The sequence below is a fragment of the Zhongshania guokunii genome (genome assembly GCF_040892635.1).
Taxonomy (GTDB): Bacteria; Pseudomonadota; Gammaproteobacteria; order Pseudomonadales; family Spongiibacteraceae; genus Spongiibacter; species Spongiibacter guokunii.
Genome location: NZ_JBFRYA010000008.1, coordinates 133,693 through 154,255, shown reverse-complemented (window position 1 = coordinate 154,255; position 20,563 = coordinate 133,693). Strand labels below are relative to the sequence as shown.

Below are 20,563 nucleotides of genomic sequence, written 5' to 3'. Positions count from 1 at the left end.
GCTTCTGTAAAACGGCAGCTAACGCCACTACTTAGTGATTCTTAACTGGCTTTCTTAAGTGTTTCTTAATTTTTAGACGATACTGTAGTGCCCAATAGCACCCCCTCCTAATTGTGCTCATTGAGACTCGGTATTGTATTTTCCTTCAGCATTGAGCTCAGCGTTTTTTACAAAGAGAAGATAATATATGCCTTCGCTGTATCGCCTGCGCTCCTATCACACCATCATCGTCGCCGCTGTTTTTTTGAGCGCCACGGCTAATCTAAGCTTTTTTACCGCGGTTCTTGAGCTTTATCCCTTTTCCGACAATTCCGGTTTTATTGTTTCCATGGTGATATTGCTCATTGCCTGCCTGACCTTGCTGATGGCTGTTTTCAGTCTTGTCTTGCACTGGCGTATTACCGTGTCGTTCTTTTTGCTCGTAGCTGCCGGCACTGCTTACTTTTCAGACCAATTTGGTACCGTTATCGATGTGGATATGATCCGCAACTTGGCCGAAACCGATATCGCCGAGTCCAGCGATTTAATGAATTTAAGTCTAGCACTGCGAATTGTATTGCTCGGCGTTGTGCCAGTGACACTACTGTGGGCGCATAACCCCGCACGTGTTAGCTGGGGAAAACGGTTACTTGGTCACACTATAACTGCCGCCTTGGCTCTGGCGATTATGGCCGCCTGTATATTTAGCTTTAGCAGCCAGTACGCTAGCTTTTTTAGAGAACACAAATCTGTTCGCTACTATATAAGCCCCGCCTACCCTATTTATTCAGCTATGCAATTTGCAGCAAGTTTTGCCCCAACGGCCGACCCAATGCCCTTTATGACCCTCGACGCTGTCGCCAACATTTTGGAAACCGAGGATGCTCACGCCGAGTTGGTGATTTTAGTGGTGGGTGAAACCGCTCGCGCAGACCATTTTTCGCTCAACGGCTACGAGCGCGTAACTAATCCTTTGCTTGCCAAAGAGCAGCACCTCGTAAGCTTTAGCAATATCCACTCCTGTGGCACATCAACCGCAATTTCTGTGCCGTGCATGTTTTCTTACTCGGCCCATGAAAACTTTAACGTGAACAGCGCTCGCAACACCGAAAACGGTTTGGATTTATTGCAAACCACCGGAGTAAATGTGCTGTGGCGAGACAATAATTCTGACTCTAAAGGGGTTGCCGACAGGGTACCCTTTGAAGATTTTCGCAGTAGCGAGCGCAACCCCGTGTGTGACGAAGAGTGCCGCGACATTGGTATGTTGGACGGGTTGCAAACCTATATCGACAATAAAAGCGGCGATATATTGATTGTGTTGCATCAAATGGGCAGTCATGGGCCAGCGTATTATCGGCGTTATCCCCCAGCGTTTGAGAAATTCACGCCCGCTTGTCAATCGGCAGAGCTTTCCGATTGCAGCCAGCAGGAAATAATCAATGCCTACGACAATACTATTCTCTATACCGACTATTTTCTGTCGCAGGTGATCGCGCTACTCAAAGTCAACTCACCTAAATACGAAACGGCAATGTTTTACGTGAGTGATCACGGCGAGTCGCTGGGTGAGTCGGGCATGTATTTACACGGCATGCCCTATAGCTTTGCGCCCGAGGCGCAAACCCACGTTCCGGTTGTTGCGTGGATTGACCCCTCCTCCGACATCGATTACGAGCAGACCTTAGCGATAAAAGATCAAGCCAACTCTCACGACGCGGTGTTCGATACCCTGCTTGAAGTCTTTGAGGTAAGTACCGCTTTATTGCCCGCCGCCGCTGTCAAGTTGGTGGTATTAGAAGACGAGGAAGATGAAGAGGTACACAATGCGGCCCGCTAAACATATTCAATATTCCTTGCTCGCGCTGCTGACCTGCACCATATGCTTTGAGCTCACCCCACTGGATACCTGGGTGCAGGACTTATTCTATAATAGCCAAAGCCAGCAGTGGGCTTTAAGCATTAAAGGCAGCCCTGTAAGGCATTTCATACTTTACGACGGTCCCAAAAAACTACTCATTTTGTTTGAAGTGGCCTTGCTACTGAGTCTATTGTTTTTTCGCAAACACCCCATTGTTAAGCAATATCACTGTGGTCTACTCATCGTTTTACTCTCACTGCCACTGGGCCCCGCCGCGGTTTCCTCGCTAAAAGGCACCACAAATGTCGCCTGTCCCTACGCCCTAAGCCAGTATGGCGGTGACATTCCCTATATTAAGGTTTTTGAGCGATACCCCACTGGTCAAGAGCCCAGCAAACAGCAGCGCTGTTTCCCCGCAGGCCACGCCAGCGGAGGCTTTGCGCTGATGGCTCTGTATTATTTACCAAAATCTCGGCGCCGCCGGCAACAAGCTCTGTATTTTGCTATTGGCGCGGGCTGGATCATGGGCGGCTATAAGATGCTACTGGGTCACCATTTTCTAAGCCATACCATCATCTCGATGCTTATATCGTGGCTGGTGGTTAACTGTGTAGCGCAGATGGTCATTCCCCATAAAACGCTGGAGCGTTCATCGCCATCGGATTCTAAATCAGGCTCCCTACTGACGATTGCCTCGCCTGACTAAGTTCAACCCTTAAATTCCGCCTAGGTATATAAACGCCGTGAGTCTCTCCCGAGATACGTGGCGTTTCTGGCCGCCATATTGACGGTTTTGTTAATTCAGCAATATTATATCCACTGTCCTACCCCGCTAGCACGCGCTCAGCATGGTTCTCTGCAACGGACTGTATTATCATTAGCGCCGGTCATTACCGACTGGCCTCTGCCGTCGCCCGAAGCCGAATGACAACTAATAAGGATAGTGATTTTATGGATCAGACTATGGTTCAAGCCTTTGCCAATAACTTTCTTGGCAATGCGCCCAAATGGTATAAAAAAACGATTATTTGTTTTCTCATTTTAAACCCCATTCTGCTCTATACAGCCGGCCCCTTCGTTGCTGGCTGGGCGCTGATTGCAGAGTTTATCTTTACCCTAGCTATGGCGCTTAAGTGCTATCCCTTGCAGCCCGGCGGCTTATTGGCACTAGAGGCCATTATGATTGGCATGGCTTCGCCAGAAACCGTGTACATGGAAGCCCGCAACAACTTTGAAGTAATCTTGCTACTGGTATTTATGGTCGCAGGCATCTACTTCATGAAGAACCTGCTGCTCTTTGTGTTTACCAAGCTGCTGCTTAATGTGAAGTCGAAAATAGCCTTGTCGCTGCTATTTTCCTTCATGTCAGCAATTTTAAGCGCCTTTCTCGATGCCCTCACGGTAACGGCGGTCTTAATTGCGGTCGGTATTGGCTTTTATTCGGTCTATCACCGAGTTGCCTCGGGTGGCCATCATTCGCACAGTGATCACGATCACGGCGACGACAACAAGGTCACCGACAATGCCCGTCAAGATTTAGAGCAGTTCCGCGCCTTTTTACGTAGCCTCTTAATGCATGGTGCGGTGGGTACGGCACTGGGTGGCGTGTGCACCTTGGTAGGCGAGCCTCAGAACCTATTAATTGCTGAGAAAATGGGTTGGGACTTCATGCATTTCTTACAGGTGATGTCACCCGTAACGATGCCTGTGCTCGTTGCTGGCCTTATAACATGCGCCTTACTGGAAATGACCGGCAAGTTCGGTTACGGCACAAAATTACCTATTTCGGTCCGTACGGTTCTTGAAGAGTACTCGGCTGACCAAGACCGTAAACGGACCAATTCTGATGTTGCCATGCTAATTGTACAGGGCGTAGTCGCCGTGTTCTTGGTGATAGGTTTGGCCCTTCACTTGGCGCCAGTGGGTTTGATCGGTTTAACAATCATTGTCTTACAGACCGCATTTAACGGTATTGTCGACGAACACCGCATTGGCCACGCGTTTGAAGAGGCGCTGCCCTTCACCGCATTATTGGTGGTATTTTTTGCAATAGTCGGCGTTATCCATGAGCAGCACCTGTTCAAGCCAGTCATAGATCACGTATTGGCAATGGAAGGCCAGATGCGTACCTTAATGTTCTTTATCGCCAACGGCGCGTTGAGCGTTATCAGTGACAACGTATTCGTTGCTACTGTGTACATCAACGAGGTTAAAGCGGCCTTTGATGCCGGCCATCTGACCCGCGAAGAACTTGAGCACTTAGCGGTTGCCATTAACACTGGCACCAATATTCCTAGTGTTGGCACCCCGAATGGTCAGGCTGCATTCTTGTTCTTGCTAACCTCTGCACTAGCTCCACTCATTCGCTTGTCTTACGGCAAAATGGTGATAATGGCTCTGCCCTACACTATTGTGATGAGTAGCGTTGCGATGGTTGCGGTGTGGTTCTTTGATTAATCCCGCGCTATAAAAAGCGCTAACGCGCTGTTAGTTTGCCAACGAAAGCCCCGGTCATTGTGATCGGGGCTTTTTGCTTTAGAGGATACCTAAAGGGAATGCTGGTTTTGGCGCAGCGCTAACTACTTATGGCCCCAGCGCGCGGGGGTTCCCCGCACATCCACATGCACAAAGGGGCCGTGGGCTGGGGTTTTGTTATACAAGCCCACGCCACCCATCAATTCAGGGCGCTTGCTATGACTGACTAATTTATCCGCGACTGCATAGAGATGCTCGGCATCTTTAAGATTTGTCTGGCCGTCACCATTCAGGTCGTCCATATAGTCATTGACGGGGCTCACATCAATAAAGATATCGGCAGCCCCACCGTAAATATGCCGGCTATTAGTGACATTACCAATGGCCTTGTTATAAAACGGCGTGCGGTAGCCGCTCATTACCACAAAGCTGTCAGTACGAATTCCCTCGGCGTTGACGGTCTTTAGTAATAATTCAAGTTTGTCGAGTAACCCTACCTGCAGCAGTAGGTATTTAGGGTAGCCACTCTGCTGCTTACATAGAAATTGATTCAACCTGAAATGGGGCGATACCAAAAGGTTCTCTACTTCTGGGGTAACCTCTATAAAGCCTGCAGGCGGCTGGTAGGTTTCGAGTCCGTTTAAAGCACTGGGATAGCTACCTATCTGATAACCGTTAAGCTTGCCCTTTACAATTTGGTTCGCAGGCCGCAACACAAAGACCTGAAGCTCAATTTTGCGCTTATCTTTATTGCGCAGAAGCACTATTGGATAGTAGCCGGGTTTGTTTGGCGCCCGCCATTTAATTTGTCCAGTCGCGCTGATACTGAGCTTTTGCGCCCCCTGAGTTGCACTAAACTCCCCCACCGCTTTTTGGCTGATTCGAATATCAAGGGTTTTGCCGGGCATAATTGTGCGCAAACTAATGGCTTGGCGCAGAGGCTTTTTTCCTATTTCAACACTGAATGGCGTCAGGCCTGGATCAAATGAGGTTTGTGTCTCTGCCTGTGCCCCCACGGTTAAAAGACCCCACACCAAGACGAGTGCAAAGCGCTTACAGCAATTGGGTTTTAGGTTCATTTGCTTCTCTACTGAAGTGCGGGTTTGTTTAGCGCTTGCCACAACGGCAGGTCGCGTTCGTAAATATCATTGCGGAAATTGAGGCCACCTTGGCGATCTACCCATGCGGTCCAGTATTCAATATGAATTGGCAGCGGTGTTTTCAAACTCACCGTCTCGGTATTGCCCTTGGCGATAACCGCAGCGATTTTATCGTGATCCCAGTCCTGATCGCGCAGTAGAAACTCGGCGAGTTCCAGTGGGTCAGAAACCCTTATGCAGCCCGAGCTGAAGGCCCGTTCGGCCTTTTTAAACAACTCCCTTGAGGGTGTGTCGTGAAGATAGACATCATGGGGATTGGGGAACATAAACTTAACCTGCCCCAGCGCGTTTTGCGGGCCGGGACCTTGCACTAAACGGAAGGGGAAATTGCGTTTGGTGATTTCGTTCCAGTGTATTGAAAATGGGTCTATTGGCACCGCCGAGTCGCCGCGAAAAACCCGAATACCAAGACGATTTAAGTAGCCTGGGTCTTTTTGTATCTCACCGAGTTTATCTTCAACCGCTAATTTAAAGGGCACCGTCCACGTTGGGTTCAACACCAAATAGCGTATTTTATTGCTAAATACCGGGGTTTTTCGGTAATTGCGCCCCACTACCACCGGTTTTACAAAGACAGTTTCGTTGTGGTCGATGATTTTTAGCTCAAACGCTGCGATATTAACAAGCAGGTGCTTGTCACCCAGATCTTCCGCCAGCCAGCGCCAGCGTTCCATATTGACAATAATCTGCTTGGCGCGTTCCTTGGGGGATATATTCAGAGCCTTAATTGTTTCGCGACCAATTACGCCGTCGGGCTCTAGACCGTGACGCGTTTGGAAATTTTTAATACCTTGCTGCAACGCAGAGCTGTAAACATGAATTGCATCGGCCTCGATGGCATCGCTGCCTGCACTTGGTAAATCCCCCCACACCCGCAGCCGCGCGCTAATAATAGGTAAGCGCACATCACTATTGTCAGCCTTTATTGCCGGACTTTCGGCCAAGGCCTGTGTCCACGGTGTATTCGACAACGAATTCATTTTCGCTAATGCAATTTTCAAGCGGTAATAGCGAATTTGTTTTGGCCGCAAACTGTCTAACGCAGTCGCAATATCGCCCCGTTTTACGACGCGCTGCAATACCGCTTCAATATTTGTATGGCGGCGGTTGGCCTCCCACTCATTACTCAAGCTTATCGGGTCGATTTTACCTGCCTGTAAGTGGCCAGCCAGACTAAAAAAGGCATCGCTTAATAGTAAATCGAGTGCCGCGATGTCTTGCGTCCTTGCTTCCGCATCCAAGAGTGGCAGCAATATTTCACTGTGATAATCGCTGGGCAACAAGCCTTCGCTATCAATAGTTTTGATTGTGCTAATAAGTACCCGTGCCGAATCCCTTAAAATGACGCCGCTAAACCACAGAGGCTTGAATTCGTTCTGAATATAAAAACGACTGAGTTGGGTTTTATTCATAACCCCTTCGCTCAACAATGTCGCCGGATAACCGCCAGACCAGGTCTCGATATTTTGACGTATTTGATCGTTGGCCAGCGCGGGGTAGACAACCGCTAGGCAAGTAACTATCACGATCATGCGGTAGATGAGTTTCATAGGTAGCAAGATCTCTAGCGAGTGCTCACGAGCAAGCGTGGCGGAAAATGTGCTTAAAAATGCCGGCTAATTATTATTCGAATTCAGCGATTCGGTTTGTAGGCTTCAATTTAGCGGTGTACAAGGCTGATTGCGCAGCATTTAGCAAGTCCTCGGCGCTTTCGAATTCCCCCTCAGTACCGTGAGTTGCCACGCCGATGCTTGCGTGAATAGTAATATTGCTAATGCCGCCAAGGGGGCCTTTTTTACTTGGTGTGCTCAAGGTGGCAATGGCATCGTAGATGCGCTGACAAACCATGGTCGCTTGCGCCCGCGTGGCTCCACCAATAATAATTAAGAACAGTTCGTTGCTGAAACGACTGAGCACGTCGCCCGAGCGTATGGTGGCCTCGAGTGCCCGCGCCACGTCATTAATATAGGCATCCACGTCCGGAACTTTTTTCTGAATTTCTTTTAAATTGCCAATTTCTAGTAGCATAAAGCTAATATTTCTATCTGTGCGGCAGGCAATATCGAAGGCATCTGGAATATAGCCGTCGGCAAATTTCCGTGAAAAAACATTTGTTTGCGCGTCGTAACGCTCTTCTCGACTTAGTTTAGGGGTGCTAGCTCGATTTTTATCACTCACGGTAGTCTTGTGCTGGCTGTGCTGCAAAGTCTCGATATTCATCGCCGCGAGAGTGGCATTGGCTTCTTCAAGTAATTTCGATTGGCTGGCACTTTCGGTTAATTTAATATCGAACAAGGCCTCCATCTCTGGAATTTTGTCGTGCATCACCTCAATTAAACGCTCTATTTTATTGAGATTGAAGTCTAAAACCCGCTGGCACTGCAAAACTAATTGATTGCGAGCCTCACTGGTTTCACCAAATATTAAATAGTCGGCAACTACACCAGACAAAGCAACACAACGCACAAACAAGCCATCGCGATCGCCTTTGGCAAACACGGTTGGCCGGTGACTATTAGCAATGGCCAAGGTGGTACGATCGGCTAGATCCCAGTGCTTGCAAAGCCAGCTACCAGCTTCCGCGTGGTCGCCCCCCATTCGTTCAATTTCGTACTCCCGAACTCGCTGATGAAATACTTGGTCACTTTGCAACTCGGAATAAAACTCGGGCTGCAAGCGATCAATCGCAATCATGCCGATATCCTGCAATAAACCCGCTAGAAACAACTCCTCCAAAGCGCGCTCACCAGCCAGGCGACCAAGCTCCAAGGCGGCACTGGCCGCCAACAAAGACCGCCGCCAAAACAAAGGGTAATGCAGGCCAGAGCTCTGTGACTCCTTTATTGAGGACGTTAGCGAAAAACTCAATGCGAGATTAACGGTGGTATTTAAACCCAGTAAAACAATGGCGCGACGCAGGTTTTCGATTTTGTGGTCGTTGCCATAGATAGGCGAATTGGCATATTGCAGGGTTTTGGCCGCCAAGGCAGGATCACTGGCAACAAGGTCAGCAATATTTTGCATATCGATCTCACCCTGCTGAGCTAGGGTGACAATCCGCGTTACCACCCGTGGAATAGACGGCAGGCGTGCGGTATTTTCAATGAACGGGCTTAAATCAATTGCCATATTAACTATTCTCTACCACCCCTAAGAATGAGGTCGCGTGTAGCGATTATATTTCGCATCCATACTATTACTAAAGCAGTAATTTACTAGTCTCGTTTTTCAAATACAGTGGCAATTTGGCGACTAAACATCACTGCTCGACCATCCGGCCCCCAAATAGTCGCGTTATTGTGGAAATATCCGTCTCCCGCAGCTTGGCAACGATAATCGCAGTACCACCATTGCGAGGCATCTGCACTGGGTAAATCTGTTGGAAACTCCAGATACCAGCTCAAGGAGCTACCCACGCCCGGTGGCTTAATCATATTTAAGCCCGGCATCGGTGGCGAGTCAGCGAGTGCGATTAAAGCTGGTATATCAATTGCTCGCGGGCTAGGAAAACGCAACCAAATACCAAAATCGGCGCTCGCTGCGCCGCTAAAAGGCAGGTCGCCAGATGCAATACGCATATCAAAATGCTGGGTGAATTGTGGAGTAATTCCTTTTATATAGGGCAGCGGCGTGAGACTTTCTGGTGGGCTGACTTCGGGGATGCTCGGGGCGTCGAGCTTAATAGCCGAAGGCCGATCTTTACCGTAGGAGGCGCTAACCGTAACCGCCACTTCGCCGTCGCACACAAGTTCGCCCTGTAAATGGCTTACCGAACCGCCGGCGCGCAGCTCGCGAATCACAATGCGATGTTCGCCTGCCGGCACCGGACCAACAAAAACCACCGACAAGGCGCGCAGCCGGCGATCGGCATCGACTTGCTGCTGCATGGCTTCGCAGATTAAGGCTGCACTGAGACCGCCGAAAGCCGTTCGGCCTTGTAACCATGTGTCATCAACACTCACACTGTATTGATTGGCTTCACCGCTGGGCTTAATGCTCGCGAGTAAGCCTTGAAAATCTATCATGTTTCGTCCTTTGTCATTTTAAGCGCGGCGCACTTTACAATGTAAAGTGCGCCTAGTGCTGTACTCGTTTGGCTATCGTTTTTTTAACGGAATTAAGCAATATCGGGCCAGCGGTAATCTTTATAGGTTTCTCGAATATCTTTCTTGCTCAGTTTTCCGGTCGCCGTGTGGGGAAGGCTGTCGACGAACAGACAGTCTTCAGGGATCCACCATTTCGCCACTTTTCCGTCAAACCAGGCGAGCATTTCTTCACGACTCAGGCTTTCCCCTTCCTGCAGAATTACCAGCAACAGCGGCCGCTCGCTCCACGAGGGGTGCGGCATACCGACCACAGCGGCCTCGGCCACCGCTGGGTGATTAACGGCGCAGTTTTCTAGCTCTATCGAGCTAATCCACTCGCCGCCGGATTTTATAACGTCTTTTAGGCGGTCGGTTATTTGCATATAACCGTATTCGTCGATACAGGCTACGTCACCGGTTTCAAACCAGCCGTCATCATCGAGGGTTTGACCGTCATAGCGATAGTACTCAGCGATAATCCATGGCCCCCGAACTTTTACTGCCCCGGCGCTAGCGCCATCCCAAGGCAGCTCATTGTTATCGGTATCCACGATTTTAATTTCGACCCCAAACACCGGGCGACCCTGCTTCAATCGCATTTTGTCGTATTGTTCGGGCGGCAGGTCCGCAATTGCAGGCGGCACATTGCCGTTAAATGTTCCTAGCGGGTTCATTTCGGTCATGCCCCAGCCCTGCTGCACGTCAACGCCATGCTTATTACGGAAATCGTCAAAAATTGTGAATGGACAAGCCGCGCCGCCAACTGTTAGGCGATTGAGGCTATCGATAGTCTTGCCGGTTTTAGCCAAGTAATTTAACAGCGCCAGCCACACCGTTGGCACCCCTGCTGACACCGTGACTTTTTCTTCGTTAATGAGTGCGCATAAGGTTTCACCATCACCCATCTTTGGGCCAGGCATCACTAATTTGGCTCCGGTCATTGGCGCACTGTAAACCATGCCCCAGCCATTAACATGGAACATTGGCACTATGGGTAAGGCGACATCTTTAACAGATAAACCAAATACGTCGGGCGCAATACTGGCATAGCAGTGCAACAAGGTAGAGCGGTGGGTATACAGTACGCCCTTTGGGTTACCGGTAGTGCCCGAGGTATAACACAATGCCGACGGCGTGTTTTCATCTAGTTCAGGCCACTCAAATTCGTCACCCTCTGCGGCCAACAAATCTTCATAGCAGCGAGCATTGCGCAAGCTCGTTGCCGGCATATGCGCACTGTCGGTCATCACCACAAAGCCTTTTACATCAGGCATGGTGTCTTGTAATTGCTCTAATAACGGCACCATGGTGGCGTCAACAAAAACCCATTGATCGCGACCGTGGTTAACTATGTATTCGATCTGTTCAGGAAATAAACGCGGATTGACGGTATGGCAAATCATGCCACTACATGACACCGCATAGTAAATTTCCAGATGGCGGTAATCGTTCCATGCAAAAGTAGCTACCGTGTCGCCGGGCTTTAAACCGAGTTTAACGAGAGCATTAGCTAAACGTCTGGCTCGCGCAAAGGCTTCCCGATAGGTGTAGCGGTGGCGAGGATTATCTGCGGTAACCGATACAATCTCCACTGCGCCATTGACTCGTTCGGCATGCTTCATCAAAGAGGTAATCGTAAGTTGGCTGTTCATCATGGCATTTATCATTATTGTCCTTCTCTCTTCTTATCGTTGATTTACTTTACATTTTTAGCGGCGCTATCCCTAATAAGTTTAGCGCCGAGCGCGCCTTGTAAAATACCAATTTCACATTTTTACGGGGTAGTCATATTTGCTTCGCTCCAAAATGCCTTCATTGCCATAATCTTGTTATGGCTATCAAAGGTAAATTGGATAATGATTTCGATACGCACTTCGCCATTGCCTGGATTTAGTTCAATGACAACGGGAAAAAGGCCGTGAGCGCCGGCTAAACGTACCGCGCCGTCTAGCCGAGCAGAAACTCCGGAACTAAATGCCACCTCAAAGTATCGAAGAATGGCAGCTTTACCGCTTATTGGCTCGCTGCCTACTGGGTCTTCGACCGTGGCATTGTCGGTAAACAAGGTATCGATTGCGACCGTATCGTGATTGGATAGCGCTTTAATATATTGCTCTACTACGGCAATTTTTGGGTTTTTAGTCACTTTAATAAGCTCCACAAGGTCAATTAGTAGACCTTTCCAGTGTAACGCGGTATATCACTAACGAATATGTCGATTTTGGAAATAAACATCGAGCTACTGCCAAGCACTGCAATCGGCGCCTTGGCGGTGTACCATACTCAAGATCACTCGACTTTAGATGCGGTATTTAATGTTAAATAAAAGATTCGCCCGCAGTTTCTGCGTAGTTATTGCCCTTTTACTTCAATTTAGCGCTGTCCATGTTTCGGCCGATGCCATAAAAGCACTCGAACCGGAGCCCAGCCATACCACCGCAATTCGCGATATGGTTAAACAGCTGGACACCCGACATTATGTAAAATTGGCTTTAAACGACGATTTTTCGGGTAAACTCCTCGACTCATTTTTAGATGACCTCGACCCTAATCGCCAGTTTTTACTGCAAAGCGATATCAATGAGTTCCAGAAATACCGCGACACACTCGATAACGAACTCAAAAAATCCCAGCTCAACGCAGGTTTTACGATTTTCAATCGCTACCGCGAGCGCATGATCGACCGTTTGCAAAAAGCCTTAGACACGCTGCCCGAAACAGTTGCGGCAATGGACTTCACCACCAGTGAAGACATTCAGCTAGACCGCGCTAAAGAAGCCTGGCCAAAAGACAGCGCCGCCGCCGATGAGATTTGGCGCAAGCAGATTAAAAACCGCGTCTTGGGTTTACAGCTTGCCGGCAAAGACAAAGAAGGTATTGTCGACTTACTCAGCAAGCGCTTTAAAAACCAAATTAAACGCATGAGCCAGCTCGAGTCTGAAGACGCATTCCAATTTTACGCAAATGCCTTTGCCTCTTTATACGACCCTCACACCGATTATTTCTCGCCACGCCTTTCTGAAAACTTTCAGATCAATATGAGCCTAAAGCTCGAAGGTATTGGTGCCGTGCTGCAAATGGAAGACGATTACACCAAGGTGGTTCGTCTAGTCCCTGCCGGCCCCGCCGACAAGCAGGGCCAACTGCAACCTGCCGACAAGATCATTGGTGTAGCTCAGGGTAAATCAGGTGAGATGCAGGATGTTATCGGCTGGCGTTTAGACGATGTTGTGGACTTGATTCGCGGCGCCGCTGGGTCATTTGTACGTTTAGACGTGATTCCCGCCGTAGCCCAGAGTGAAGAGGCCCGCCGCGAAATCATTATCGAGCGCAATGAAGTCAAGCTAGAAGATCAAAGCGCCAAAGGCGAGTTGATAGAATTTAAGGACAGTCACGGCGTGACTCACCATGTGGGCGTGATCGACGTACCTACCTTCTATTTAGACTTTGAAGCCTATCGCTTAGGCGACACCGAGTTCCGCAGCACAACTCGCGACGTTCACCGTATTCTCGGTGAATTGCTGAGCCAAGGCGCTGAAGGTATTGTGATCGACCTGCGCGACAACGGTGGCGGTTCCTTGGCAGAAGCCAATGGTATGGTCGGCCTCTTTATTGAATCTGGCCCAACCGTGCAAATTCGCCAATCGAATTCACGGGTAATTCGCGAGGGTAAGCGCCGCAGCTCGGCCTACTACTCTGGTCCCTTAGCGGTACTCATTAATCGCATGAGCGCTTCGGCCTCCGAGATATTTGCCGGCGCTATTCAGGATTATCAGCGCGGTATCGTTATTGGCACGCAGTCTTTTGGTAAGGGTACCGTGCAATCGGTGAACCCCTTGAGCCACGGCCAATTAAAATTAACGGAATCAAAGTTCTACCGAATCTCTGGTGACAGCACTCAAAATCGTGGCGTTATTCCAGATATCGCCTTCCCACCGCTTTATGACCAAGACAAAATTGGCGAGAGTATTCTCGACAATGCCCTGAGCTGGGACCGCATTGAACGCGCTAACCACCGTTACTATTTCGATCTAAAGGCGGGATTACAAACCCTACAACGCAAGCATGAAAAGCGTATTGCCAAAGACCCCGACTTTGTCTTTTTACAGGAGCAAATCGCGGTTATCGAAAAAATGCGCAATAAAACCCATTTATCACTGAACATCGACAAACGTCGCAGCGAGCGCGATGAGCAAAAAGCCCTGCAGCTGGCCATGGAAAACCGCCGCCGAGTAGCCAAAGGCGAAGAACCCTTAAAGGCTTTGGAAGAAGATAGCAAAGGCGAAGAGAACTTGGCCTTAAATGACGAAAGCGCGCCGGAGAGTGAAGAAGATAAAGACAAGGAAAAAGACCCAGACCCACTGCTAATTGAAGCCAGCCACATTCTGGTTGATGCTATCCCCTATTTTCAGCCTGAACGGCTGGCCAAACAGCAGTAGTAATCCCATTCGCTAGCCCGTGTATCTCGCGGGCTAGCGAATGGATCAAGGCTAACGACTGGCTTCGCGCATTGTCACAAATTCTTCGGCAACTGTTGGGTGAATGCCAATGGTGGAATCAAAGTCTGCCTTGGTAGCCCCCGCTTTTATCGCCACCGCCAAACCTTGAATAACTTCACCCGCCTCATCTCCCAGCATATGAGCACCAACGACTTGGTCGGTGGCTTTATCGACAACCAGTTTTAATAAGGTTTTAGTCTTGTTTCCACTTAAGGTGTGTTTTAAGTGCGTAAACCGCGAAGTGAATACTGCGATTTCACCAAATTTCTCCCGCGCCTCTTCTTCGCTATAACCAACAGTCGCTAAATTTGGCTGCGAAAAAATCGCGGTGGGAATAAATTTATAGTCCACAGTCTTGGTTTCGCCTTTGTACAGGCGCTTGGCTAAATTCATGCCTTCAGCCAGTGCGACTGGGGTTAATTCCATACCGCCAGTGACATCGCCAACTGCATAGATCGAGGCATCACTGGTTTGGAAAGTATCATCAACCTCAATATAACCTTGCTCAGTGAGCTTAACCCCCGTTTTTTCCAAGCCTAGGCCCTCTAGCAAGGGCTTACGGCCCGTTGCATAAAGCACTTGGTCGGTGAGCATGCTGCCGCCATTCTCCAGACTAAGGCGAAAACGGCCATTCTCTGCGGCAATAGCGGTAACATTTTCGTTAAAGCGCAAATTAACGCCCTTATTGCGCATTTCCTCGGCCAGCTGCTCGCGCAACTCGGTATCAAATCCACGCAAAAACAAATCTCGGCGGTAAATTTGATCCACCTCCACCCCAAGGCCGTGGAGTATCCCGGCAAACTCCGTGGCGATATAACCTCCGCCCACCACCACCGCATGCTTTGGCAGGGTGTCGAGATAAAATATCTCATTGGAACTAATAGCCAATTCACGGCCCGGAATATCGGGAATAAAGGGCCAGCCGCCCACGGCAATCAAAATCCGCTTTGCCGTGTAATGCTTGCCATCAACACTGAGCGTGTGGCCATCGACAAAGCTGGCGTGGCCATTAAGCAGTTCGACACCGGCATTACTCAGCAAATTGCCGTATATGCCATTTAAACGCTCTATTTCACGGGTTTTATTGTCGCGCAGCCGCGGCCAATCCAAGGGCTCTACCTGACTTTGCCAGCCAAACCCTTGGGCATCGCTAAAATCTTCGCGGTAATGGGCGGCGTAACTAAACAGTTTTTTGGGCACGCAGCCAACATTGACACAGGTGCCACCCAAATAGCGCGATTCGGCAATAGCGACCCTGGCGCCAAAGGCGGCCGACATCCGCGCCGCTCTCACCCCGCCGGAACCGGCGCCAATCACAAATAAATCGTAGTCGTGCTCGCTTTGAGCATCAAGCTGAGTCATTAAGCCTCCGCAAATTTGGTGTATTCAGAGATGAGAGTCGCGAAGCAGCGCAGTGTTACACCGCGCTGCCAGCAAGATCGCGAAGTTCAAACCAGGCTAGTTTTTCGCGCAGGCTTACAACTTCACCAACAATAATCAGGGTCGGCGCCCGCACAGGTTCATCAACTAGCCGGTCGACCATGGTTGCCAACGTTGCCACAACCACCTTTTGCTCTGGTGTGGTGCCCTGCTGAATAACCGCAATTGGGGTGTCGGCACCACGGCCGTGGGCGATCAATTGCTCACATATACTCGGCAAGCCGACTAGGCCCATATAAAACACCACAGTTTGATTAGGGTGGACCAATTCGGCCCAGGGCAGATTCAAGCTGTGATCTTTTAAATGACCCGTTACAAAGCGCACAGATTGTGCGTAATCGCGGTGCGTGAGCGGGATGCCCGAATAACTGGCGCAGCCAGACGCAGCGGTAATACCAGGCACCACTTGAAAGGGGATTTTTTCCTCGGCAAGTTCTTCGATCTCTTCGCCGCCACGACCGAATATAAAGGGGTCGCCACCTTTCAAGCGGGCAACTTTTTTACCCTCTTTAGCGTATTTGACCAGCAGTTTATTAATATCTTGCTGGGGCACTGCGTGATCGGCGCGGGCTTTACCCACATACACTCGCTCGGCGTCTTTGCGGCACATATCAACAATGGCAGGTGCCACCAAACGGTCGTATAAAACCACATCGGCACGCTGTAGTAAGCGCAGTGCTTTAAATGTCATTAAATCAGGATCACCAGGGCCAGCCCCGATTAAATACACTTCGCCGCCCGAGCTAGTTTCGGCCTTAGCAATGGCTTCGCTCAGCATATCGCTGGCAACCTTATCTTTGCCGGCAAACACCATTTCGGCGATTGGGCCTTGCAGGGTTTGCTCCCAAAAATGGCGGCGATCGTCGATATCGGCGAAGCGGGCTTTTACCGCGTCGCGAAAACTGCCCACCAAATGTGCCAAACGGCCATAAGTGGCGGGAATACTGGCCTCTAAGCGCGAACGCATTAAGCGCGCGAGCACCGGACTCTTGCCTCCGCTGCTCACCGCGATAATCAGCGGCGAGCGGTCAATAATCGCCGGTAGAATCACGCTGCACAGATCCGGATTATCGACTACATTCACAGGAATATGGCGCCCGTGACAAGCTTCCGAGACCCGCTTATTCAATTCTTCATCATCGGTGGCGGCAATGACCAGAAATACGTCATCGAGTAAATGGTCGCCGTAATCGCCGCGAATACATTCGCCGCCCGCGTTCAGGCAAAGCGTTGCCAGCTCTGGCAATATTTCGTGAGCAACCAGACGCAACTTGGCCCCCGCCTTACACAGCAAGCGCGCCTTGCGCAGCGCAACTTGGCCACCGCCCACTAATAAACAGGGTTTATTGCGTAAGTCGGTGAATAGCGGTAGGAACTCCATACTTAGCAGGCCCCTACTTGCAGGCTTTCGATGCCGCCCATATAGCCACGCAGGGCTTCGGGTACGGTCAAGGAACCATCCGCTTGTTGGTAGTTTTCTAAAATCGCCACCAAGGTGCGGCCCACCGCCAAACCCGAGCCGTTAAGCGTGTGCAGCAACTCGGGCTTACCGGTCTCGGGGTTGCGCCAGCGCGCCATCATTCTACGCGCTTGGAAATCACCAAAATTACTGCATGAGGAAATTTCCCGGTAAGCACTTTGGCCCGGCAACCACACTTCTAAATCGTAGGTTTTACGGGCCGAGAAACCGAGGTCGCCACCGCATAAAATAACCTTGCGATAAGGTAACTCCAAGCGCTGCAAAATCGCTTCTGCGTGTCCGGTTAGCGTATCTAATGCCTCATCAGACTGATCGGGACGAACAAACTGCACCAGCTCCACTTTTTCAAATTGATGCTGGCGAATCATGCCCCGCGTATCGCGGCCATAGCTGCCCGCTTCACTGCGAAAACAGGGGGTGTGGCAGGTGAAACGCAGACCGTTCTCCAGCTCCGCAGCCTCAACAATCGTGTCGCGATACATATTGGTCACCGGCACTTCGGCGGTGGGGATTAAGTAATACTCTGAATCACCCTGCAATTTAAATAAATCGGCTTCAAATTTGGGCAGCTGACCGGTGCCGCGCAAAGAGTCGGCATTAACCATATACGGCACATACACTTCTTGGTAGCCGTGCTCGCGGGTGTGGGTGTCGAGCATTAGTTGAATTAGCGCACGGTGCATTCTGGCGAGGCCGCCGCGCATAACTGAAAAGCGGCTGCCGGTGATTTTTGCGGCAGTATCAAAATCGAGGCCACCAAGGTTTTCACCCACGTCGACGTGGTCTTTTACCTCAAAGTCGAACTCGCGGGGCTGGCCCCAGCGCAACACTTCAACATTGCAGCTTTCGTCTTTACCCTCGGGCACCTCGGCGGCGGGTAAATTCGGCACCGCCATTAATAACTGGTCGAGGGCGTCATTGGCATCTTTGGCCTGCTGTTTAAGCGCTTCCAATTCCGACTCGATTTTCGCCAAGGTTTCGTTCACCTGGGCCTTGGCTTCATCAATACTTAATCCGGTTTTGATTAATTCGCCAATTTGCTTCGAGGCTTTTTTACGCTCGGCCAGCAGGTTCTGGCTGTTCATGTCCGCTTGCTTGCGGCTGGCATCTAAGGCCTCAAATTCTGCGGCGTTAAATTTAAAATATTTCTTATTCAGCGCCTCGGCAATTGCCTGCGAATCTTGCCGAACCTGCTTAATGTCTAACATTAACGTAAATCTCCAAGCATCTGTATTTGTTCAATAAATAATAAAACTATGCAGCGCGCAAAACCACGATTCCTAGCCAGCAAGCGACCACGCAGCTAATCAATGTGGTGAGCATATACGCCAGCGCCACCAGTATTTTTCCCGCCTCTAGTAGCGCCACCGACTCCAGTGAAAACGTGGAGAAAGTGGTAAATGCGCCCAAAAAGCCGACCATCAAAACATAGCGCCAATCTGCATGCAGCGCAGATCTTTCCGTGATTAGCACGTACACGGCACCAATCACAAAGGAGCCAATAAAGTTTACCGCGAAGGTGCCCAGCGGCCAGTGTTCTTGGGCCAAATAATGGCTGACCATTCGGCCAACGCCATAGCGACTGAGCGCACCAGAAGCCCCGCCAAGGGCGATAAGTAAATAAATTTGCACGTGTTATCGTCTCCAAGCAGGGTGGCTATTCTATCCCATTCAGCTCAACGATAACGCTTGTAGGCAGCACTATCATCAAGCTCCTGCAAATATCGCAGCTTTTCGGCGATTTTTTTCTCTAGCCCGCGATCAACCGGCTGATAATACACCTCATCCTTTAGCGCTTCCGGCAGGTAATTTTCACCCGCCGCATAGGCGCCGGGTTCATCGTGGGCATAGCGATAGCCCTCGCCAAAGCCTTGGTCTTTCATCATCCCGGTTGGCGCATTACGCAAATGCATCGGCACATCGTAGCTCGGGGATGCGGTAATTTGGCGGCGCACGGCATTATACGCGGCATACACGGCATTACTTTTCGGCGCGGCAGCTAAGTAACACACCGCTTGCGCCATGGCTAACTCTCCTTCTGGGCTGCCAAGCCGCTCTTGAACCTCCCATGCGTCTAGGCATAGTCGCAACGCTCTGGGGTCAGCATTGCCGATGTCTTCACTGGCCATGCGCACCAAGCGTCGCGCAACATACAAAGGCTCGCAGCCGCCGTCGAGCATGCGCGCAAACCAGTACAGGGCGCCATCCACTGAGCTGCCGCGCACTGCCTTGTGCAGCGCTGAGATTTGCTCGTAAAAAAGGTCTCCGCCCTTATCGAACCGCCGCGGCTGACCGCTGAGCACCTGATCGATAACATCGCCGTGCAACTCGCGCTCGGCGCTGCCGCTGAGCATATCACCGGCAATCTCGAGTAAATTCAAAGCGCGACGACCATCGCCATCGGCATGGCGAGCAATTCGCTCGACCTCTGCCTGCGCTATCTGTAAACCTTCGTGGCTAGCGGCGTTGCGGACAATATCAACAATTGCGGCATCGCTAAGGGGGTTTAATTGGTAAACACGCGCACGCGACAACAAAGCGTTATTAATTTCAAAGGAAGGGTTTTCGGTGGTCGCGCCCACAAAAATAACGGTGCCGTCTTCCACATAGGGTAAAAAGGCATCTTGCTGGGATTTATTAAAGCGGTGTACTTCGTCAATAAACAAGATAGTACGACGCTGAAAGAATTGCTGCTGTTTGGCGTCTTCAACCGCGGCGCGAATATCCTTAACCCCCGCCAACACCGCCGAAATGCTAATAAAATGGGCGTCGCAGAGCTGCGCGATTAACTGCGCAAGTGTGGTTTTGCCAACGCCAGGTGGCCCCCAAAAAATCATTGAATGGAGCTGACCGGAATCTAGCGCCCTGCGCAGCGGCTTGTCGGGCGCGAGAAGGTGATCTTGGCCAAGATAGTGATCTAGGGTTTGGGGGCGCATACGCGCCGCCAGAGGCGCTTTGCTAGCGGCTTCTGTCAAGACTTGCTCGCCTCAGCCTCATTAAACTCAAATTCACGGTCGCTAAAGCGGTTATTGTACTTGGGATTAACAAATTCAATTTTAGTGGTTTGCTCAAGGGTATCCGTTAAGCGCATACCTGTAAGCTTGCCCCAGGTGAACATCAAGGCCATTTCGGTGAAGGAGCCCGGCTGTTTTGGCGTGAGCACAAACTCGCGGGCATTGCCGTTCTTTTTGACATTCACATCATACTGGGCGGCCAGCTGGTCTATCGACATACCAATGATCATGGCTGGTGTTTGCGCCAGATTGGCATCGAAGGCCTCGGTATTGAGTTGTTCAAGGTCGGCGTCGTAGCGCCACACGGTTTGGCCGTTGCTCACCAATAAATAATGATAGGGCTCGATGCTTTCCCAGCGTATTTTATTCGGCCGTTTGAGGGCTATTGTGCCCTTGCTCTCTTGTAAAAGCTCGCCATCAACATCCCGAACTTGCTGCACAAACTTGGCATTGAGGCTTTGCGCGCCAGAGAGATGCAGGTGCAACTGGGCAACATCGCCCTCGGCAAACCCCGTTAGAGTGAAAACTGACAAACACAAAAATATTAACAGTTGGCGCATGGGTTCTACT

The 20,563-nt window shown here is 50.3% G+C and carries 16 protein-coding genes; 4 read left to right on the top strand and 12 right to left on the bottom strand.

Going from position 1 to position 20,563, the window contains the following annotated elements; translation table 11 throughout:
• Positions 1-187: 187 nt before the first annotated feature.
• From AB4876_RS10935 to nhaB, 3 genes are all read left to right on the top strand, one after another.
• Positions 188-1,819: a phosphoethanolamine transferase gene (locus AB4876_RS10935; RefSeq protein ID WP_368381699.1), complete on the top strand. Its 1,632-nt coding sequence runs from the start codon at positions 188-190 to the stop codon at positions 1,817-1,819.
• Entirely contained in the window at positions 1,806-2,546 is a 741-nt protein-coding gene (locus AB4876_RS10930) for a phosphatase PAP2 family protein (RefSeq protein WP_368381698.1), read from the top strand. The genes AB4876_RS10935 and AB4876_RS10930 overlap by 14 nt, the downstream gene beginning before the upstream one ends.
• A 245-nt stretch (positions 2,547-2,791) precedes the next feature.
• On the top strand, positions 2,792-4,297 hold the full coding sequence (gene nhaB, locus AB4876_RS10925; protein ID WP_368381696.1) for a sodium/proton antiporter NhaB: 1,506 nt from the start codon (positions 2,792-2,794) through the stop codon (positions 4,295-4,297).
• Positions 4,298-4,419: 122 nt separating this feature from the next.
• Here nhaB and AB4876_RS10920 read toward each other — a convergent pair whose 3' ends face one another.
• The 6 genes from AB4876_RS10920 to AB4876_RS10895 form a co-directional block, all read right to left on the bottom strand.
• Entirely contained in the window at positions 4,420-5,394 is a 975-nt protein-coding gene (locus tag AB4876_RS10920) for a D-Ala-D-Ala carboxypeptidase family metallohydrolase (protein WP_368381694.1), read from the bottom strand.
• Positions 5,395-5,402: 8 nt separating this feature from the next.
• Entirely contained in the window at positions 5,403-7,025 is a 1,623-nt protein-coding gene (locus AB4876_RS10915) for a L,D-transpeptidase family protein (RefSeq protein WP_368381693.1), read from the bottom strand.
• 73 nt (positions 7,026-7,098) lie between these two features.
• Complete coding sequence (locus tag AB4876_RS10910) at positions 7,099-8,604, bottom strand: sensor domain-containing diguanylate cyclase (RefSeq protein WP_368381692.1); 1,506 nt, start codon at positions 8,602-8,604, stop codon at positions 7,099-7,101.
• 86 nt (positions 8,605-8,690) lie between these two features.
• Complete coding sequence (locus tag AB4876_RS10905) at positions 8,691-9,500, bottom strand: acyl-CoA thioesterase (RefSeq protein ID WP_368381691.1); 810 nt, start codon at positions 9,498-9,500, stop codon at positions 8,691-8,693.
• Between the two features lie 92 nt (positions 9,501-9,592).
• Complete coding sequence (locus AB4876_RS10900) at positions 9,593-11,227, bottom strand: long-chain-fatty-acid--CoA ligase (RefSeq protein WP_368381690.1); 1,635 nt, start codon at positions 11,225-11,227, stop codon at positions 9,593-9,595.
• A 107-nt stretch (positions 11,228-11,334) separates the two neighbouring features.
• Entirely contained in the window at positions 11,335-11,706 is a 372-nt protein-coding gene (locus AB4876_RS10895) for a nuclear transport factor 2 family protein (RefSeq protein WP_368381689.1), read from the bottom strand.
• 169 nt (positions 11,707-11,875) lie between these two features.
• Between AB4876_RS10895 and AB4876_RS10890 the strand changes: the two genes are divergently transcribed.
• Complete coding sequence (locus AB4876_RS10890; protein WP_368381687.1) at positions 11,876-13,999, top strand: carboxy terminal-processing peptidase; 2,124 nt, start codon at positions 11,876-11,878, stop codon at positions 13,997-13,999.
• A gap of 51 nt (positions 14,000-14,050) precedes the next feature.
• Here the strand turns inward: AB4876_RS10890 and gorA are convergent, their stop codons facing one another.
• From gorA to lolA, 6 genes are read right to left on the bottom strand one after another with little or no spacing between them, the layout of a single operon-like run.
• Positions 14,051-15,421 carry a glutathione-disulfide reductase gene (gene gorA, locus AB4876_RS10885; RefSeq protein ID WP_368381686.1) on the bottom strand — a complete coding sequence of 457 codons (1,371 nt, stop codon included), beginning with the start codon at positions 15,419-15,421 and terminating at the stop codon, positions 14,051-14,053.
• 55 nt (positions 15,422-15,476) lie between these two features.
• A complete protein-coding gene (gene cysG, locus AB4876_RS10880; protein ID WP_368381685.1) occupies positions 15,477-16,880 on the bottom strand; it encodes a siroheme synthase CysG in 1,404 nt (467 codons plus the stop codon).
• Between the two features lie 2 nt (positions 16,881-16,882).
• Positions 16,883-18,187 carry a serine--tRNA ligase gene (serS, locus tag AB4876_RS10875; protein WP_368381684.1) on the bottom strand — a complete coding sequence of 435 codons (1,305 nt, stop codon included), beginning with the start codon at positions 18,185-18,187 and terminating at the stop codon, positions 16,883-16,885.
• Positions 18,188-18,233: 46 nt separating this feature from the next.
• Positions 18,234-18,611 carry a fluoride efflux transporter CrcB gene (gene crcB / locus AB4876_RS10870; protein WP_301029758.1) on the bottom strand — a complete coding sequence of 126 codons (378 nt, stop codon included), beginning with the start codon at positions 18,609-18,611 and terminating at the stop codon, positions 18,234-18,236.
• 44 nt (positions 18,612-18,655) lie between these two features.
• Positions 18,656-19,915: a replication-associated recombination protein A gene (locus tag AB4876_RS10865; RefSeq protein WP_368381743.1), complete on the bottom strand. Its 1,260-nt coding sequence runs from the start codon at positions 19,913-19,915 to the stop codon at positions 18,656-18,658.
• 35 nt (positions 19,916-19,950) lie between these two features.
• The gene (lolA, locus tag AB4876_RS10860; protein ID WP_301029756.1) at positions 19,951-20,553 is read right to left on the bottom strand and encodes an outer membrane lipoprotein periplasmic chaperone LolA; all 603 of its coding nucleotides are present in this window, start codon (positions 20,551-20,553) and stop codon (positions 19,951-19,953) included.
• Between the last annotated feature and the right edge of the window lie 10 nt (positions 20,554-20,563).

Coding starts and splice junctions, on each gene's coding strand:
- AB4876_RS10900 (WP_368381690.1), bottom strand. CDS start 11,227: ATGATAAATGCCATGATGAACAGCCAACTTACGATTACCTCTTTGATG.
- AB4876_RS10910 (WP_368381692.1), bottom strand. CDS start 8,604: ATGGCAATTGATTTAAGCCCGTTCATTGAAAATACCGCACGCCTGCCG.
- AB4876_RS10935 (WP_368381699.1), top strand. CDS start 188: ATGCCTTCGCTGTATCGCCTGCGCTCCTATCACACCATCATCGTCGCC.
- AB4876_RS10930 (WP_368381698.1), top strand. CDS start 1,806: ATGCGGCCCGCTAAACATATTCAATATTCCTTGCTCGCGCTGCTGACC.
- gorA (WP_368381686.1), bottom strand. CDS start 15,421: ATGACTCAGCTTGATGCTCAAAGCGAGCACGACTACGATTTATTTGTG.
- cysG (WP_368381685.1), bottom strand. CDS start 16,880: ATGGAGTTCCTACCGCTATTCACCGACTTACGCAATAAACCCTGTTTA.
- AB4876_RS10890 (WP_368381687.1), top strand. CDS start 11,876: ATGTTAAATAAAAGATTCGCCCGCAGTTTCTGCGTAGTTATTGCCCTT.
- AB4876_RS10920 (WP_368381694.1), bottom strand. CDS start 5,394: ATGAACCTAAAACCCAATTGCTGTAAGCGCTTTGCACTCGTCTTGGTG.
- AB4876_RS10865 (WP_368381743.1), bottom strand. CDS start 19,915: ATGCGCCCCCAAACCCTAGATCACTATCTTGGCCAAGATCACCTTCTC.
- nhaB (WP_368381696.1), top strand. CDS start 2,792: ATGGATCAGACTATGGTTCAAGCCTTTGCCAATAACTTTCTTGGCAAT.
- serS (WP_368381684.1), bottom strand. CDS start 18,187: ATGTTAGACATTAAGCAGGTTCGGCAAGATTCGCAGGCAATTGCCGAG.
- AB4876_RS10915 (WP_368381693.1), bottom strand. CDS start 7,025: ATGAAACTCATCTACCGCATGATCGTGATAGTTACTTGCCTAGCGGTT.
- AB4876_RS10905 (WP_368381691.1), bottom strand. CDS start 9,500: ATGATAGATTTTCAAGGCTTACTCGCGAGCATTAAGCCCAGCGGTGAA.
- lolA (WP_301029756.1), bottom strand. CDS start 20,553: ATGCGCCAACTGTTAATATTTTTGTGTTTGTCAGTTTTCACTCTAACG.